14 protein-coding genes, 2 tRNA genes and 1 riboswitch are annotated in these 16,858 nt (G+C 44.3%); of the genes, 13 read left to right on the top strand and 3 right to left on the bottom strand.

Annotation, left to right across the window (positions count from 1 at the left end):
* The first annotated feature begins 248 nt into the window (after positions 1-248).
* The 4 genes from trmB (at position 249) to BJR36_RS06120 (ending at position 1,918) form a co-directional block, all read left to right on the top strand.
* Positions 249-917 carry a tRNA (guanosine(46)-N7)-methyltransferase TrmB gene (gene trmB / locus BJR36_RS06135; RefSeq protein WP_278276581.1) on the top strand — a complete coding sequence of 223 codons (669 nt, stop codon included), beginning with the start codon at positions 249-251 and terminating at the stop codon, positions 915-917.
* A 271-nt stretch (positions 918-1,188) separates the two neighbouring features.
* On the top strand, positions 1,189-1,497 hold the full coding sequence (gene trxA, locus BJR36_RS06130) for a thioredoxin (protein WP_091231603.1): 309 nt from the start codon (positions 1,189-1,191) through the stop codon (positions 1,495-1,497).
* 218 nt (positions 1,498-1,715) lie between these two features.
* Positions 1,716-1,788, top strand: a tRNA-Lys gene (locus BJR36_RS06125).
* A gap of 56 nt (positions 1,789-1,844) precedes the next feature.
* Positions 1,845-1,918: transfer RNA gene (locus tag BJR36_RS06120), tRNA-Pro, on the top strand.
* Between the two features lie 626 nt (positions 1,919-2,544).
* On the opposite strand, the gene BJR36_RS06115 is transcribed toward BJR36_RS06120, so the two are convergent.
* The 3 genes from BJR36_RS06115 to BJR36_RS06105 all read right to left on the bottom strand — a co-directional run bounded on the left by BJR36_RS06115 (position 2,545) and on the right by BJR36_RS06105 (position 8,351).
* Positions 2,545-5,595 (bottom strand): glycosyl hydrolase, encoded by a 3,051-nt coding sequence (locus BJR36_RS06115; protein ID WP_091231601.1) that lies wholly within the window; start codon positions 5,593-5,595, stop codon positions 2,545-2,547.
* 438 nt (positions 5,596-6,033) lie between these two features.
* Positions 6,034-7,287, bottom strand: a complete 1,254-nt coding sequence (locus tag BJR36_RS06110) for an Nramp family divalent metal transporter (RefSeq protein ID WP_091231599.1) — start codon at positions 7,285-7,287, stop codon at positions 6,034-6,036.
* A gap of 92 nt (positions 7,288-7,379) precedes the next feature.
* The gene (locus BJR36_RS06105) at positions 7,380-8,351 is read right to left on the bottom strand and encodes a dihydrodipicolinate synthase family protein (protein WP_091231597.1); all 972 of its coding nucleotides are present in this window, start codon (positions 8,349-8,351) and stop codon (positions 7,380-7,382) included.
* Between the two features lie 587 nt (positions 8,352-8,938).
* On the opposite strand from BJR36_RS06105, the gene BJR36_RS06100 reads away from it, so the two are divergent.
* The 9 genes from BJR36_RS06100 to BJR36_RS06060 all read left to right on the top strand — a co-directional run bounded on the left by BJR36_RS06100 (position 8,939) and on the right by BJR36_RS06060 (position 16,826).
* Positions 8,939-9,553, top strand: coding sequence for a hypothetical protein (locus BJR36_RS06100; RefSeq protein ID WP_091231594.1), 615 nt, complete (start codon positions 8,939-8,941; stop codon positions 9,551-9,553).
* Between the two features lie 49 nt (positions 9,554-9,602).
* Positions 9,603-9,707, top strand: a riboswitch (TPP riboswitch).
* 46 nt (positions 9,708-9,753) lie between these two features.
* Positions 9,754-10,386 (top strand): YkoF family thiamine/hydroxymethylpyrimidine-binding protein, encoded by a 633-nt coding sequence (locus BJR36_RS06095; RefSeq protein WP_091231591.1) that lies wholly within the window; start codon positions 9,754-9,756, stop codon positions 10,384-10,386.
* A gap of 20 nt (positions 10,387-10,406) precedes the next feature.
* The gene (locus BJR36_RS06090; protein ID WP_091231588.1) at positions 10,407-10,991 is read left to right on the top strand and encodes an ECF transporter S component; all 585 of its coding nucleotides are present in this window, start codon (positions 10,407-10,409) and stop codon (positions 10,989-10,991) included.
* Positions 10,992-11,057: 66 nt separating this feature from the next.
* Positions 11,058-12,518: an ABC transporter ATP-binding protein gene (locus tag BJR36_RS06085; protein ID WP_091231585.1), complete on the top strand. Its 1,461-nt coding sequence runs from the start codon at positions 11,058-11,060 to the stop codon at positions 12,516-12,518.
* Positions 12,506-13,243, top strand: coding sequence for an energy-coupling factor transporter transmembrane component T family protein (locus BJR36_RS06080; protein ID WP_091231581.1), 738 nt, complete (start codon positions 12,506-12,508; stop codon positions 13,241-13,243). Before BJR36_RS06085 ends, BJR36_RS06080 begins: the two co-directional genes overlap by 13 nt.
* Before the next feature lie 473 nt (positions 13,244-13,716).
* Positions 13,717-14,577, top strand: a complete 861-nt coding sequence (locus BJR36_RS06075; RefSeq protein WP_169823606.1) for a transporter substrate-binding domain-containing protein — start codon at positions 13,717-13,719, stop codon at positions 14,575-14,577.
* Positions 14,578-14,757: 180 nt separating this feature from the next.
* Complete coding sequence (locus tag BJR36_RS06070; protein WP_242875476.1) at positions 14,758-15,498, top strand: amino acid ABC transporter permease; 741 nt, start codon at positions 14,758-14,760, stop codon at positions 15,496-15,498.
* Positions 15,499-15,510: 12 nt separating this feature from the next.
* Positions 15,511-16,245, top strand: a complete 735-nt coding sequence (locus BJR36_RS06065) for an amino acid ABC transporter ATP-binding protein (protein ID WP_091231572.1) — start codon at positions 15,511-15,513, stop codon at positions 16,243-16,245.
* A 26-nt stretch (positions 16,246-16,271) separates the two neighbouring features.
* Positions 16,272-16,826: a helix-turn-helix domain-containing protein gene (locus tag BJR36_RS06060; RefSeq protein ID WP_091231569.1), complete on the top strand. Its 555-nt coding sequence runs from the start codon at positions 16,272-16,274 to the stop codon at positions 16,824-16,826.
* The last annotated feature ends 32 nt before the right edge of the window (positions 16,827-16,858 follow it).

The raw sequence follows: 16,858 nt of genomic DNA, 5'->3' as shown, positions 1-16,858 counted from the left end.
TTTGTTTTGCTTGCCACTTGCTTGGAACAGAATATATAATAGTAAAAGCGGAGTCACGGCTCAGGGAAAAGGAAAGAATAATAAGACAGATAATTCCCTGACGGACAGAGTTTGTTTCTAAAAAAAGAGCATCTTTCTAACCATAATACACCTTTTTTAGAAAAATACTATATATAATTTGATTAAAAAACAGCCTCATAATATGTGATTTTTGTAAGTTGACTTATCATAATTCATTTATTCATTCAATACAGGCTGATTCAGCAAAGGAGAAAAACATGAGATTAAGAAACATAAAGGGATCCCGGGAAGTGATAGGATCAAACAGGTTCGTAGTACAGAATCCAGAGGAACAGCATGGAAAATGGAAAGAGGTTTTCGGAAATCAGAATCCGGTACAGATTGAAATCGGAATGGGAAAAGGCAGATTCATTACGGAACTGGCGATCAGGAATCCGGAAATCAATTATATCGGAATAGAAAAGTATTCGAGTGTTCTTTTGAGAGCCCTTGAAAAAAGGGAAGAGGTTGAGGTTGAAAACCTTTTATTCATCAGAATGGATGCGGAAGATATCGGGTCCGTATTCGACGAAGGGGAAGTGGATAAGATCTACCTTAATTTTTCCGATCCATGGCCGAAGGACAGGCATGCGAAAAGAAGGCTGACTTCAAAAGAATTTTTCAAGAGATATGATAAGATCCTGAAAAAGGATGGAAGGGTTGAATTTAAGACTGACAACAGGCCTCTTTTTGATTTTTCACTGGAAGAAGTTGTGAACGCAGGCTGGATACTCGAAAAGCATACCTTTGACCTTCATAATGATGTGGAGATGTCGGAAGGCAATGTAATGACTGAGTATGAGGAGAAATTTTCAAGTATCGGAAATCCAATTAATAAACTGATTGCATACCGGTAATATTATAGCTATACTTAGGGTATGAGCAGCCATGGAAATGAATTGCTTATATGAGAAGCAGGGATATTGCAACTGTAAGGTTACTGTTTACACGTTATCCAACGCGAGGTGTTTTTGTGAGTGTAGCGAAGCGAAAGTCACATAAAACCCGGGGATTGCAGCGCGAAATGGTGCATTTCAACCATTTCTGTGCATCGCGAAGCGTGTTACTGGTCACGGAGTGAACAGTAACACTGGAAGTCATAAGATGAATAGAAAAGGAGAGATTAGGATGGAACTTATTTTTAATGACGGAAACTTTAATGATGAAGTTTTAAAATCAGACATACCGGTTCTAGTTGATTTTTATGCAGATTGGTGCGGACCATGCAAGATGATGGCTCCTGTGGTTGAAAAGATAGCGGAGAAGTATGCCGGAAAAGTAAAGGTCGGCAAGCTCAATGTTGATGCAAGCCCCGCATCTGCAGCAAAATATAAGGTAATGTCGATCCCTACGTTTCTGGTTTTTAAAAACGGAGAAGTAACAGGAACCCTGGTAGGAGCAGTATCCCAGGCAGCGCTTGAGGCAAAGCTCCTGTAGTTGTCCACCTGTGCATAGCTGATTGTGGATGAAAGGTAAAAATCACCGGCGGATTGTGGATATCTGCCGGTGATTTTTCTGGATGATCTAAGAAATAAACAAACATGATTTTTGACGCTGGTATCAAATAAAAAAATAATAAAAAAAATATTAAAAAAGGGCTTGCAATTCTAACATAAGTATTATATAATTTATCTTGCGTTGTTGATAACGCATTTGCGCCAATAGCTCAGTTGGTAGAGCACCTGACTCTTAATCAGGGTGTCCCGGGTTCGAGCCCCTGTTGGCGCATTATAAGCACTAGTTTTGCAGACATGAGAGCTGCGGGGTTGGTGCTTTTATATTATCGAAGCGTGGCTCAGTTTGGTAGAGCGCTGCGTTCGGGACGCAGAGGCCGTGGGTTCGAATCCCGTCGCTTCGATTACCTTGGCAGGGGCGCCGTCAAGTCTTAGAATATAAGGCTTGGCGGTTTCTTTTTGCGCGAAAAGCAATGAGCAGGCTCATATTCATACCAGATTAGGGCGCGCTGCTGGCAGCAGCGTCCGTAAACTGGTATGAATAGAGCGGGCGAATGCCCGCGACCCTGTGGAACCTGCAAGGCAGGTTCTACAGGGTGAGCCGTCCGGATGTCAGTACCCCCCCAGATTAGGGCGCGCTGCTTGCAGCGGCGTCCGTAAACTGGTATGAATAGAGCGGGCGAATGCCCGCGACCCTGTAGAACCTGCAAGGCAGGTTCTACAGGGTGAGCCGTCCGGAGTAGGTAGAGCCGTCCGGATGTCAGTATCCCCCCAGAATGTAATCAAAAAAAACAAGGTCAAAGCCACATAAGGGCTTTGACCTTGTCCGATTTCATGGTTCTTAGATTGATAGTTTCATAAGCTCTCTTGTAACATTCAGCTTCGTCAATTTGCACATTCGCCATCTGTCACACAGTGATGCAAAACATGATTCAATGAGCAGCTTTAGAGCAAAGTGGTTTCGCCATTCCAACTCCGCCAACCTAAAACTTGAAGGCGAAAACACTTTACAGTGCGAATGAACATGTTTTTACATCACGTCCTCGTTGTATCCTTTTTCAATTTCAATCAGACTCTCTTCAGCATGTCGCAGGGCGTCAAAAGCATGATAGAGAGTTTCCTGATCTGCCTGTTCATTTTTTAAAACTTTTTCTGCATACTTGAGAGAGTCTTTGAATATACGCCAGCTTTCTTTGGTATATTCCTTTTTAATAAAAGCCTCTGCATCATCAACAGCCTTCTGGAGAACTTCTGTGGTCATTCCTGCAATGGAAAGATCAGCTGCTGTTTCAAATGATGGTGCTGTTTTGCTGGAAGCAACAGCAATAATCCTGTCATAATAGATTGTTCCGCTGACCCGGCCATCGACAAGGGCAGAGGAATCGCTGATCGCATTCAGCCAAAGGCCAAAGCTTGTCACTGCGCCTGCGGCCTGGCTGGTGAGTGGACCGCGGCCTCCTTTATCCACAAATTCCGAAAATGGAAGGGTGACCAGAAGAGGTTCTGTTGTAACTGCATATTCCACGTAGGAATTCAGGTATGCTTCATAAGAGCCGCCGTCAGCAGTATTGATCTGAATGACGGTCTTCTGGTTCTTTCCGTCAGGAGCGACCCAGAACTGCAGGGCATTGCATGCGGACCAGTCGGCTTCTTTGGCGGTTACCGCACCGGCCCATCCTGTTTTTGTCTCGTCATAAGAAAACTGAAGTGCATATTCACCTTCGAAAACATTGCCTTCAGACAGGGAAATAACCAAATTGCTTCCGCTGTCTTTGTTCACAGCCCAATTGCCATTTAATATGGAGGACTCGCCGTAATAAGATTCGAAATCATCTACCAGCAGCGGATCTTTTTCCTGTTCTGGAATATTAAATACAACTGGAATTTCCTGCAGTTTTGTCTCACCGGCATATAAGATGATTTTTCCGTTTGCGGCTTCACCAAGCTGCGTAAGGACATCAGCAGTCAGAATTGCGGATGCAGTGTTACCGTCAACGACTGTTTCCAGTGGGATTTCCTGGATACCATTGGAAGCGCAGATGGAAGCGGATACCCCTTCTTTGTTCAGGCGTGCATGTACAGCTGTTTCTGTCAGAATACGGGATCCGGCAACGGGGAGGGTGAAGTAGCCGCTTGCCTGCTCCCATGCTGTTATGGAAGGGGATGCAGGATGCACAGCCAGGACGGATTTCTGGTCGCTGGCAAAAATACTTTTTTCATTATTATAAAATTCAATAAACGGATCCATCAGTTCGTGGCCGTGAAGAGTACCGTCTTCATTGACTGAGGAGGCATAAGGGGTATAAAAACTGCTGTCCGAATAGTTCGTCCAGAGCATAAAATAGCAGCAGTCATAAGCATCTTTTGTAAGGATATCCTGGATTTCAGTAAACCAGCCCGGACGCCTGTTTCCTGTATCCTGCAGACCGGAAATGCCAGTTTCCGTCACTGCGAAAAGCTTGTTGTGCTGTTTTGCAAAGGCATCTGTGAGTCTTACCGAATTTTCAAAATTTGTCTGGAAGGTGTATCCTTCTTCATCTGGTACCGGATTGGAATCATAGGTGTCAAATCCGATAAGATCCACGTATTCATCTCCTGGATATCGTTCGCCGTATTCCACCAGAGAAGAAGCCTCGGAACCGGGACCATACAGATAAAGAATATTGTGTACGTTTTTTGTATCGCGCAGATATTCTACAGTATACTTAAATACGCTTTTATAGGTTTCGGCATCACAGAATGCCTTGCCCCACCAGAACCAGCTTCCTGTATTCTCGTGGAAGGGACGAAACAGCAGGGCTCCGTTTACCTGCCGGGCATATTCTGCGATCATATCCAGATAGGCATTGAACTGCTCGTGATACGCGCCGCCTGGAAGGATCTGATTCATACAGCTCCCTTTTAAATTATAGGAATCTGCCATGGTATAGTCGTAGCGGTCGTATGTCTTGGCAGCTGTGGAATCCTTTACCGTGGCGAAAGCGAAATTCGGCATATGTGCAGAAAGGGTCATCAGAGCCCCTTCATCAAAGGCTTCATTTGTGAACAGAGCCGCTGCTCTGATATTTCCTTCTGTAGTTTCCGGAATCGGCACGGCTTCCGGATGGCGGGCATTATACTTTGCCGCAAAGCCTATAAACAGATTGCCGCAGTCGAGCCCTGTAAGGCCGGCAATCGAGCCGGTCAGGTCTTTGGTATCAGAATCGGTCAGCTCAGAAGTTCCGGCTTTTAATACCGTATCTTCCATGTGGCCGTAGATGACTGCATCTGATTCTCCTACTGCTTTCAGATACTGATAAACTGCTTTGGAAGCACTATTTGCATCCGGATCCGCCAGCTGTATTTCTGCCGAATAAGGAATATTGGTTTCGTTTACCGTCAGTGCCGAACTGTCGTCTGAAAGTACAGTCTGGGTTGCCGGCCTTATCGTCGCGTCTACATAATTATCTTCGATTACCGGAGCATGCAGGCGGATATTGTCGAACCATAAGCTGCCTTTATAATCGGTGCTGTTTCCGACGATCAGAAGCATGAGTTTTCCGGGAGTTTCTGTTTTTGCATAGCTGGAATCAAGCTGAAATGCTATGGTCGCTTTCTTCAGCGTTCCTCCGGCATCTTCTGTTGTCAGATTGTAGAAGCCTGTCATCTGCTCCTGAAAAACATTGTCGGAAACCGCTTTGATCGTGATCTGGCCTGTGGTAAAAGCTGCTGAATCATAATACAGGTCGAAACTCAATGTGGTGAAGGCGGAATAGTCAATGCCCGTTTCCTCGGAAAAACTGATCCCTGGCTGGCACCAGCCATTGGAGGAATCCTGTGAAAAGTCCATATCGACTTTCAGCATGCCTTTCTCAGGGTCATGGGTACACATGCTGGTACCGTGATAACTATCGCCGGCCCAGCTGCCGTCAAAAATCCATCCCTGTGTTCCGTCAGAAAAATCCCAAAGCCGTTCCGGTGAACTGCTTTCTGCTGCCAGAGCAATAGACGCATCCGCCGGAATTGCATGAGTCAGAGAACTTATACACAGGGGGATTACAAGAAGCAGGGAAGCGATCCTCTTAACAAATATCTTTTTCATAAAACTACCTCCGGTTAATTGATGAATTAATTAAAATATGTGCGCATATAAATTAATTTAATTGATTTTAACATAGGTTTTAATTTATTAAAATAGTATAGTTTAACAAATAACAGAGCTGATATTTTGATAAATAGCTTAAAGAGTTGATGAAAACATGAGGAATAATAGGTCGATGTAAACACATGTATAAAGAATTCACAGGTTTGTAGGGTATGTTGTACAGATACTTAATTAAAGGTTAATTAAAATGAAATTAAGTAAAAAAGATTGTGAATATTTAACAAAAAGAGGATGATTTGAAATCGTATGGCATATCATGAAAAATGATCAAGACTGTTTTTGCATGAAAAAAGCAATGACAATTCTTCAGAAGAAAGGTCATTGCTTTTTTTGTAAAATAAGTCTGTTCATCAGGATTTTTAGAGCACCTGACAGTTACATGAACTTCTGTATAATATTCATCAATGCAGAGCCCGTCATGACCAGGGCAAACCCATAGCTGACTACCATGCATATCTGAAGAAACAGAGGAGTTTTCATCCCTTCATTTACATCTTTGCGGAAAATCATCCGGCATACATAGAATCCGCCGATTGGAGTTGCAATTGCAGTTGACAGATTGGCAATCAGAATCAGCTGTGTGGGTGAACCATTGTAGCTGAAGCTGATGGCTGCAGCAAACGCGATGCAGAGCAGACATCCCCAGCGGATGAACTTCGTTTCCAATCCCACCGGTTTATCAATACCTGCACCAAGCAATACCATTCCACGCTGTGTGTTGCCCAGAAGTGAAGAAAAACCGGCAGCAAGTAATGCGACGCCCATGACAACGGGAGCTGCTTTTCCTAAAAATGGAACCAGAAGTTCCCCTAACTGAGCAGGTGCCGTAATTGCCGTTCCTGATGGATTCAGTACGATTGCGCCGACAAGAAGAATCGAGCCTGAAATCATGATAACAGCAACCACATGTGCAATGGCATCTGCAAGCATAATGCCGTTGAACAGATCTTCCTTTTTCCATTTCTTTTCTAATCCCAGATAGGTTCCATAGATTCCGGCAGTAATGGCTGCATTTGTACTGACATAAGCAAGTGCTGTTGTAAGGCTGCCTTCAGCAACTTTCCAGTTTGTCAGTCCTTTTCCTAATTCTCCCCACACCGGGCCGCCTGTTGCAACCAGAGTTGCGTAGAAACAGACAATCATGCCTAATATGCATAATGTAATCACTTTTTCAACAGTGGAGTATACTCCTTTTGTAAAATAGCATACCAGAGTAATTGCGATCATAATAAGAGAACCCAATTTCCAGTTCATGCCGAATATAAGGCTCATGCCAGCTCCGGATCCTGTAATGTTTCCCATTGTAAAGAACAGGCAGGCAAGAAATGTTGCAATACCAACAATTGCTGCGGCGCCTTTGCCGTAATAATGCCGGATTGCGTGAATAATCGGCATGCCTGTCAGCATGGAAATACGATATGAAGTGAGCATAAATGTAATAGCCATAAATGCAATCGGAATAATCAGCCATATCATAGAATAGCCGTAGTTAGATCCCATCATTGCAGAGGTCGTGATATTGCCTGGTCCGATAACGACGCCAGCCAAAATAATTCCCGGCCCGATTCTTTTTAATAGTTCAATTAAAGGTAGTTTTTTAACCAATCCCTGATCAAATTGTTCTCCCATTGTATCGCCCTTTCATAGTTAGAAGGCGGCGCCGGCAAAAGCCGAAGCCGCCAAAATGGTATGCTGATTGTATTCTGTTGTAACTATTCGGTTTATTTGAACTGATTCATATCAACCTTTTCCATTTTACTCCTTTGAAGACCAAGTGCAACCAAGTCTTTTTCTGCCTGGTTTAATGGAAGTACAGGTTTGCGCATCAGACCGCTTGAGAAAATTCCACGCTGTACAAGCGCTTCTTTCAGACATGCATGTGCTTCTCCTGAAGGCTGTCCGCCGCCGTAGATTGCCTGTGAAATATGGTAGATACGGTCAGACCAGTCCTGAGCTTCTTTTAATGTATGTTTGTCCGGATTTGCAAACACTTCACGAGCCGGACAGATGATTTCAGGAACACATCCAGCGAATCCGATTAACGCTCCGTCCATGCCTGGGAACCAGCTTACGCATAAGGTTTCGTCATGGCATGTAATCAGGGAGATATCAGGACATTCCTGGCGAAGGAGGCGTACGTCATGTTCGTAGATAGAAGTTACACGGGTACCCATCTTGATGCATTTAACATGATCGATTTCCTTGCACATTTTAATTAATGTCTCAACTGGATAGAAAGCCTTGCTTGTTGCAGGATACAGGTGGATGATGATATCAATATCAGCACCTTCGGCTACATCTTTTACATACTGGAATGGTGCGTCCGGATGCATACCAAAACGTAACCACATATGAGGAGGCATTAAAAGGATTCCGTCTGCACCGGCTGCTTTTGCTTCTGCTGCCATTTCAATGGATTCAATTGTATTTTCACAGTTGATGCCAGAGATGATCGTCATTTTATCTCCGCATTCTTCTGCACAGATTTCAACTACACGTTTACGTTCTGCACGTGAAAGGCCTGTGATTTCTCCGGTGTGGCCGTTGCAGACCAGGCCGTCCATTCCTTTGCCATAAAAAGTTTTAATCCAGCGAAGGTATAAGCGGAATTCTTCTTCGTTGATCGTATAATCATCGTTTAAAGGTACGGATATCGCTGGGAAAATAGTTTTGAAATTTTTTACTTTTGCCATGATTGAGTTCTCCTTTTCAATATGAAAGATTTATAGGTTTTCTTATTTGACATATCTGCCTGACAGAGATTCGAAACAACATCGCGCGTTGTTGTTTTGAAGTTTATGCAATCGTTTGTATGTCTATGAATATGTTATACCATATTGTTTTTTGCCAGTCAATGGATATTCAGAGACCTGCAATATGTTGCATAAATTATAGTATAAACAATGAAAGAGGCGTCAAAGTATACATATTGACCATAGTTGTTATGCTGCACTTCCTCTGTAATTGTACATGTGATTCGCTTTCAAATATCGATATTTTAAAATCAATGAGAGTTTGAAACAATCGTTTGCATGGCGGAAATTGAAATTGTTCAGTCTTATAATGAATTAGTGAAAAATTATGGCAAATATATTGACATTATTAAAAACACCAATCAGTGTGTTGGCCAGGGATATAAAAAACGCTGAAAAATGAACTTGTAGATTGACAGTGGGGAAGAAAAAAGATATTATGTAAATTAGAAATGGATACAATATCAAACGTGTAAAGAAATAGTAGTTGTTACCGGCATATTTATTGAAAGGGGTACAAGAAACATATGAAGAACTATATCCAGTCGAAGCTTTTTGGCATTTCTTATTTCGTAGAGATTTTCATCTCCATGGTTTTGATTTTTGCCATTGTAGTTTTGACATTCATGATGTTCTTAAATGTAATTGATTTTTCATCCTACAGCAAAAACGAGGATATATTGATTACTTTTCTTGAACAGGCAATGACATTGGCAATCGGAGTCGAATTTATAAAAATGTTATGCAAGCATTCGCCGCAGACGGTAATCGAAGTACTGCTGTTTGCAATTGCAAGGCAGATGGTCGTAGGCCATGCTTCGTCATTAGAAACGTTGGCGGGGGTCACTGCAATAGCCATCCTGTTTGCCACAAGAAAATATTTATTCTGCAGCTTTGATGAAACAGAACGTGCCATGTACAGAGCCAGTCAGAAGGTGAAAATAACGAATATGCTGGCAAGAGTGCACATTCCGGTTGAAGACGGAGAAACCCTGAGAGAGGTAGTTGTAAAAAAACTGACGGAAGAGGAAAAGACGATTGCAATCGGCGCATGTGTATATTATAAAGAGTTTGCGCTTCGGATAGCCAGCATGAATCAGGGAACTGTTTCCAGAGTCGAAGTGATAAAATCAATACCTTGACATATGATCCGAGTGTAACTATACTGGTAAAGGATTGTAAAATTAAATAGAAAAAGTTCCGGGGTGCTATTTTGATAGCTGAGATTGGCGTGATGCCTGACCCGTATAACCTGATTCGGTTAATACCGACGTAGGGAGAGCATTATATCAGAATGATGATAACCTCCTTGGCGGCGTGGAACTGCAAAGGAGGTTTTTTTATGTCAGAAAAGAAGGCATATGTGAATTACGGCAGCTGCCAGTGTGGATGCGGCTGTGAAGGAGCCAGGGATATAACAGGATGCCGGTTCAGTCTGTCTCCGATGACAGACAGTTATGTTGATATCATACTGGGAGCTATCAAAAAGGTGGATACGTCCAAGGTATGGAAGATGACGGATAAGCTTTCGACCCTTTACCGAGGCAGGAGGATCCATGTGCTTGATGGGTTGAAAGCATGTTTTGTGCAGTCCTACAGGGAAGGCGTGCATATGACTATGGGGGCGACCATATCGAAAGGATGCCCCGGTGACGTGGATGCGGATGCATTCCTGGCTGAAGATGATGTGCGGATGAACGAGCCTGTTTTGGCGGATGCACATTTCCCGGTAACGTGCAAAATATCACTGTATCCCATGGGAGTATCCAATTATATGGAGTATATTGCCAGTGTCGTCAACCGTGCAATTGATATGGGTGTCTATGCAGGATCATCACATTATGTGACTATCCTGGAGGGAGATGTGCAGGACATTTTTAGATATTTTGAGGAAGCAACGGAATACTGCGGCAGGGAACTCAGCCATTATATATTCGAGGCGACCCTGAGCGTAAACAGCCCGACGGCTGAATAATAAGAAAAGAGGATAAGGAAATGAAATTAAAGGATATCTTATTTGTTGCGATAACAGCGGTATTATTTGGGATCGTATATCTCGGAGCAGTCTATATGGGAGCGGCCCTGACGGGCATACTGACACCGATGGGGCTTGGAATCTACGGCTATGAGCCGTTTTATGGAATCTGGTTCCTGGCAGCGGTATTTACGACTTATGTGCTGCAGAAACCAGGTGTTGGCATCATTGCAGAGATGCTTGCCGCATTGCTGGAAGTGCTCATGGGTAATTTTTTCGGACCGATCATCTTCATCAGCGGATTTATCCAGGGTCTGGGGTCCGAAATCGGATTTGCCGTATTCAGATATAAAAAATATTCTTTGCAGTCAACCATGCTTGCGGCGACAGGATGTACGGTATTAAGCTTTATCTGGACAGGAATCCGCAGCCAGTACTGGACCCTTAGCCCTATGGTCGTCCTTGGGATTTTTGTGATCAGGCTGGCAAGCGCGCTGATCATTTGTGGATTCGGCTGCAAGCTCCTGGCGGACGGTCTGGCAAAAGCCGGCGTACTGAAAGGCTATGCCCTCGGACTTGGACAGATGACTCTGGAAGAAGAATAATTGAGTTACTGGTCACGGAGTGAACAGTAATATAATTGCTGCAGGGGCAGCAGATTGGAGTGAAGGATGAACCAGAATTTTCTTTCTGTAAAGGATGTAACGTTCCGGTATTTTGAACAGGCAAAAAGAAACATCCTGGAGCATGTGGATCTGGAAATTGAAAAGGGGAAAATAGTTGTTCTCATTGGAAACAGCGGCTGCGGAAAAAGTACGTTAGCCGCTGTTTCTGCGGGACTGTATCCGGAAAACGCGGGGCAGCTCCTGTCAGGAAGCATCCGGATCTGCGGACGGGAATTATCAACGATTGCGAATTCGGAGCGTGCGAAGCTGCTTTCCATGATGTTTCAAAATCCGGACCTGCAGTTCTGCATGGACACATTGAAAAAGGAAATGATTTTCTGTATGGAAAATATCTGCGTTCCAAAAGAAGAGATGGATGGCAGAATAGGGGAACTGGCAGAAAAACTCCAGATAGAGGAACTGCTGGACAGGAATATCCATACGCTGTCAGGGGGAGAGAAGCAGAAGGCAGCCTTATGCTGTCTGCTCCTGATGAATCCGGCAGGGATTTTTCTGGATGAGCCGTTTGCAAATATCGATGAAGCTTCCACCCGGAAGCTGATCGCTATGCTGAAGAAGCAGAATGAAGAGCAGCATACGACCCTGATTGCCATCGACCACAGACTGGACCATTGGCTTTCTGCGGCAGATGAATTTATCGTGTTGGGGAAAAACGGACAGGTGCTGCAGGGGGGAATTACGGTTGAGACACTTCCCAGGTACAGGGAACTTTTTTTGCAGGAAGGCCTGTTCTATCCGGAAGAGCTTCCGGAGTTTCAGCCGCCCGAAATCGGACAGACAATACTGGAACTGAAATCAGTATCGATCAGAAAAGGGAAAAGGAAGGAATTCCTGATTGAAAAAGCGGACGCATCTTTTGAAAAGGGCAGGATAACGGCCCTGATCGGGCATTCGGGCTGCGGGAAGACAACCCTGTTTTCGGTGATATTGAAACAGAAGAAGTATGAAGGAACGATATTGCTTGAAGGAACCGATGTAAAAAAAATGAAGCCGCAAAAGCTCTTTCACCGTGTCGGAACAGTGTTTCAGAATCCTGGAAACCAGTTCGTATCGGCCTGCGTCCAGCATGAAGTTGAGAAAAGCCTTTCTATCTGGCATCCCGGATTAGGGGAAGAGGAGAAGAAGGAGCGGGTCTTCAGGCTGCTGGAAGCGTATGGAATGAAGCAGTACCGCAGATATTCTCCTTATATGCTGAGCCAGGGGCAGCAGAGACGCCTGGCTGTGTTGTCCATGCTGGTGGGAAACCAGCAGATTCTATTGCTGGATGAGCCTACCTACGGCCAGGATGCCAGATCCACAAAAGCCATTATGGACCAGCTGCTTGGGCTGGTGAAGGAGCGGGAGATGACTGTCATTTTTGCAACCCATGACCTTGGGCTGGCACGCCGGTATGCAGACAGGATATACCGCATGGAAGGAAAGGAGCTGATTGAATGGAAAAACTGAACCCGTTTCTGAAAGGGGTAAGCATACTGGTATGCGGCCTGATCCTTTCCTTCAGCTATTCAGTGCTGCTCAACGGCGGCATAATCGCCGTCAGCCTGATCCTGCTCCTGTTTTTTTCCAAGGCAAGGCTCACATCCCTTGTGAAAATCCTGGTTCCGGCCTTTGTTGCAGCCGTCAGTATTTTTTTTACAGGCATGATGTTCACATCCGGCAGCGCAATTGCCCCGGAGGCTGTATCGAAGGTGGAAAGCCTGAATTTTGAAGTGATGTCATATTCCATGACATCAGTTTACAATGCGATCCAGCTGTCTTCCAGGATCCTGGCCTTTGCCGGTCTTGGCGTTCTCTTTGCAATGACTACGGATGGAGAGGAATTTGTAAAAAGCCTTATGCACCAGTGCAGGCTGAAACCAAAATATGCTTACGGGGTGCTGGCGGCTTTCCATCTGCTTCCCTGCATCAGGGAGGAATTTGCCAAAGCGCAGATGGCGTTCCGGGTCCGGGGGATTCCGGTCACGCCGTTTTCAATGAAGCCTGTATTTGCAATGCTTGTGAATACCGTTCACTGGTCGGAGCATGTAGCCATGGCAATGGAGTCAAAAGGATTCGATGGGGAAGGCGCCAGGACGTATTATACGGTTACCGTCATCAGATGGTACGACTGGTGTTTCCTGGCAGTCACGGTTTCGCTGCTTGTTTCGGGCACGTTTTTGCTGCCGTTTTAAATTGCGTTTTTTTCACTCTTTATAACTGCAAAGGATGAAATCCTGAATAGTTAAAAGCAATAATATAATGCAGAAAAATGCATTATATTGCATGGTTTTCAAGTAAATAGACTGAAAAATATATGCAGAAAAATAATTGTTGTGCAATATATTGATAAAAAAGGTATTGACAAAATAATTGCAATGGGGTTAGAATGAGACCTATCAAAAACAAAGGCGTTGGACAAAAGTCCGGCGCCTTTTTTGATTCTTAGTAAATTCTTCGAATTTCCTAGGAATCAAAAACGCTCCGCGAGGAGGCGAATGACGCGCAAGAAGAATATGTCGCAGAAGCGACTGCGCGTCAGCGCGAGAGTTTCGCAAGCGAAACTCTTGTTCAACAATGTACCTGTCATGAGCTCATGGATCGAGGCTTATCTGCAGAATAAGTTTCAACGAAAACTACAACCCCGATTATGAAGGAGGTCATCCATATGAAAAAGAGAACAGTTAGTGTTTTGTTGTGTATTATTTTAGTGGTATCGTTACTTGCAGGATGTGGAGCGGTAAAGAGCAGCGCGAAGGAAGAAAAGAAGGTATTGAGAGTTGGCATGGAATGTGCATATGCTCCGTTTAACTGGACACAGTCATCAGAAGAGGTATCGAATGGCGATAAGGCAGTTCCGATCTATGGCAGCGAAGATTATGCATACGGTTATGACGTTATGCTGGCACAGAAGCTTGCAGATGAACTTGGCTGGGAACTTGAAATACATAAAGTGGAATGGTCAAGTATCGTGCTGGGCATGAACTCCGGAGACTATGATGTCATAATTGCCGGAATGGGATATACGGAAGAACGGGACAACAGTGTTGATTTCACGGATCCCTACTACATTCGAAACAATGTTCTGATTGTCAACAGAGAAGGCGCCTATGCAGATGTAAAAACATTAGCGGACTTTACAGGAGCTTCGGCAACAACACAGATCGGAACGATTTGGGAACAGTATGTTCCGCAGATTCCGGATGTCAACCAGCTGACCTATTATGAGACGACATCGGAAATCGTCATGGCAGTTTCCATGGGAGCAGCGGATTGCGGCGTACTGGATGAACCTACCGCCATGTCGGCATCAATTGCAAACCCGGATATCAATTATGTGAAGCTGGATGATTCCGATGGATTCATTGTTCCGGAAGGACAGTCGCTGAATGTATGCGTTGCTGTGAAGGAAGGCAATAGTGAATTACAGAAGTCTCTGGATGATGCATTGGATGCAATCGAATGGGATGAAGCAAAAATGGCGGATCTTATGAATCTCGCGGTGGAATTACAGCCATTGAGCGAATAGAAAAACGGTACATGAAAATAGGAAAAATAGTAACTGTTCAGAACACCGACTGACATAGTCCTGAATAGTTACATAAAATCATGACGCATAGGGGCGCACGAACTCCTATGCGTCATTTTTTTGTGACAACCTGAGAACCCCGCAAAGCAGTTTTCTCATAATGTGTAAAGGAGAATGAGTATGGAGAGAAATATTATTCAGTGGATCATATTTTTAATGCAGGAATATGGCACCTACTTTTGGAAAGGAACATTGGTGACTTTAGAAACTGCCATACTTGGCACACTGCTGGGCCTCGTATTAGGCTTTGTGATTGGAATTGTGAAATCGACGCCGATTGCCCCGGAAGACAGTATGGTTAAAAAAATATATTACAAGGTGCTGAAAACCGTCTGTGACGGATTCGTCCAGGTATTCAGGGGAACACCGATGATGGTCCAGGCAATGATCATCTATTACGGGCTGAAACAGTACGGCATCGACATTTCGTCTTTTAACGCAGCTATCCTGGTAATCCTGCTAAATACCGGAGCCTACATGGCAGAAACAGTCAGGGGCGGTATCCAGTCAATCGACAATGGCCAGTTTGAAGGCGGCAAAGCGTTAGGCATGTCGCATTTTACAATCATGTTTTCGGTAGTATTGCCCCAGGCCTTCAGGAATATCATTCCGGAGACGGGAAACCTCTTTATTACGAATCTGAAAATGACATCCGTATTGAATGTCATCGGTATCTCAGAACTTTATTTTGCAACCAAGACGGCAGCCAACACGTATTACAGATATTTTGAAGCCTTTCTGATTACAGGTGCGATTTATTTTATCCTGTGTGCTGTTTTCAGCAAGCTGCTTTCGATTCTTGAGAAAAAAATGGAAGGTAAAAAAGATTATGAACTGGCGACAGAATACATTGGAGATTAGGAGGCGGATAATATGGCAATCATTCATGTGCAGCATTTAAGCAAAGCTTTTGGCACCCATGAAGTGTTAAGGGATATCGATTTCAGAATTGATAAAGGGGAAGTGGTATGCATCATCGGGTCGTCAGGATCCGGCAAGTCAACCCTGCTAAGATGCCTGAATTTACTGGAAACGCCCACAGACGGCATCATCCTGTTCGGCGGCGGGGAAATCGGCGGAGGTGAGAAGAAGATCAATGAATACCGTGCAAAAGTAGGGATGGTATTCCAGTCCTTCAACCTCTTCAATAATATGACGGTGCTAGAGAACTGCATGGCAGGCAGCAGGAAGGTTCTGAAAAAAAGCAAAGAGGAATCAAAGGCGAATGCAATCAAGTATTTGAAAAAAGTAGGGATGGCTCCCTATATCAATGCAAAACCCGCACAGCTTTCAGGCGGACAGAAGCAGAGAGTAGCCATTGCCAGGGCATTGACTATGGAACCGGAAGTACTGCTTTTTGATGAGCCGACAAGTGCACTGGATCCGGAGATGGTGGGAGAAGTGCTGAACGTAATCAAGGAACTGGCAGAGGAAGGCCTGACTATGATCATTGTTACCCACGAAATGTCTTTTGCCCGTGATGTTTCCACCAAGACGATATTCATGGATCAGGGCGTGATTGCGGAAGACGGAGCTCCTGAAAAATTCTTTGTTTCTCCGAAAAATCCCAGAACGAAGGAATTCTTATCAAGATTCATGAGTGCATGATGAGCTTTAAAAAGGAGTGAGGAATAGTGGATTATATCAATCAAAATATCGCAATCAATTTGAAAAAAATACGGATCGGGAAAAAACTGAGTCTGGATGAGACCGCAGAACAGACCGGCGTCAGCAAAAGCATGCTGGCCCAGATAGAGCGTGGCGAAGCAAATCCCTCCATCGGATGTCTGGGGAAGATCGTCAGCGGATTAAGGGTCGGACTCAATGAATTGTTGGAAACGCCAAGGATGGAATCATACTACATTTCAAAGACGGAACTGATACCGACCAAAGAAGTGGAAGGCCAGTATGCTGTCTGTACCTATTTTCCCTATGAGAAGGACAGGCAGTTTGAAATATATGGAATGGAAATCCATCCGAACGGAACCTATTACAGCGGATCACATGGCGAAAAAACAGTGGAATATCTGACAGTAGCAGCCGGGAAACTGACCCTGGAACTCCCGGAGCAGAAGTTTGAAATCATGCCGGGAGATGCGTTCCGATTCGATTCCGATAAGGAGCACTGGTACTGTAATTATGGAGAAGAGGTCGTACGGCTTACAACGGTATTTTCCTTCAAACAATGAAATAAACAGACAAAGCAATGAAATAAACAGAG

Origin of the sequence: Anaerobium acetethylicum, assembly GCF_900096945.1 — a bacterium.
GTDB lineage: Bacteria > Bacillota > Clostridia > Lachnospirales > Lachnospiraceae > Anaerobium > Anaerobium acetethylicum.
The sequence above is the reverse complement of the archived record's forward strand: the minus strand, read 5'-3'. Positions and strand labels throughout refer to the sequence as shown.

Coding starts and splice junctions, on each gene's coding strand:
- trxA (WP_091231603.1), top strand. CDS start 1,189: ATGGAACTTATTTTTAATGACGGAAACTTTAATGATGAAGTTTTAAAA.
- BJR36_RS06095 (WP_091231591.1), top strand. CDS start 9,754: ATGTCAGAAAAGAAGGCATATGTGAATTACGGCAGCTGCCAGTGTGGA.
- BJR36_RS06070 (WP_242875476.1), top strand. CDS start 14,758: ATGGAGAGAAATATTATTCAGTGGATCATATTTTTAATGCAGGAATAT.
- BJR36_RS06080 (WP_091231581.1), top strand. CDS start 12,506: ATGGAAAAACTGAACCCGTTTCTGAAAGGGGTAAGCATACTGGTATGC.
- BJR36_RS06065 (WP_091231572.1), top strand. CDS start 15,511: ATGGCAATCATTCATGTGCAGCATTTAAGCAAAGCTTTTGGCACCCAT.
- BJR36_RS06085 (WP_091231585.1), top strand. CDS start 11,058: ATGAACCAGAATTTTCTTTCTGTAAAGGATGTAACGTTCCGGTATTTT.
- BJR36_RS06105 (WP_091231597.1), bottom strand. CDS start 8,351: ATGGCAAAAGTAAAAAATTTCAAAACTATTTTCCCAGCGATATCCGTA.
- BJR36_RS06090 (WP_091231588.1), top strand. CDS start 10,407: ATGAAATTAAAGGATATCTTATTTGTTGCGATAACAGCGGTATTATTT.
- BJR36_RS06075 (WP_169823606.1), top strand. CDS start 13,717: ATGAAAAAGAGAACAGTTAGTGTTTTGTTGTGTATTATTTTAGTGGTA.
- BJR36_RS06110 (WP_091231599.1), bottom strand. CDS start 7,287: ATGGGAGAACAATTTGATCAGGGATTGGTTAAAAAACTACCTTTAATT.
- BJR36_RS06115 (WP_091231601.1), bottom strand. CDS start 5,595: ATGAAAAAGATATTTGTTAAGAGGATCGCTTCCCTGCTTCTTGTAATC.
- BJR36_RS06100 (WP_091231594.1), top strand. CDS start 8,939: ATGAAGAACTATATCCAGTCGAAGCTTTTTGGCATTTCTTATTTCGTA.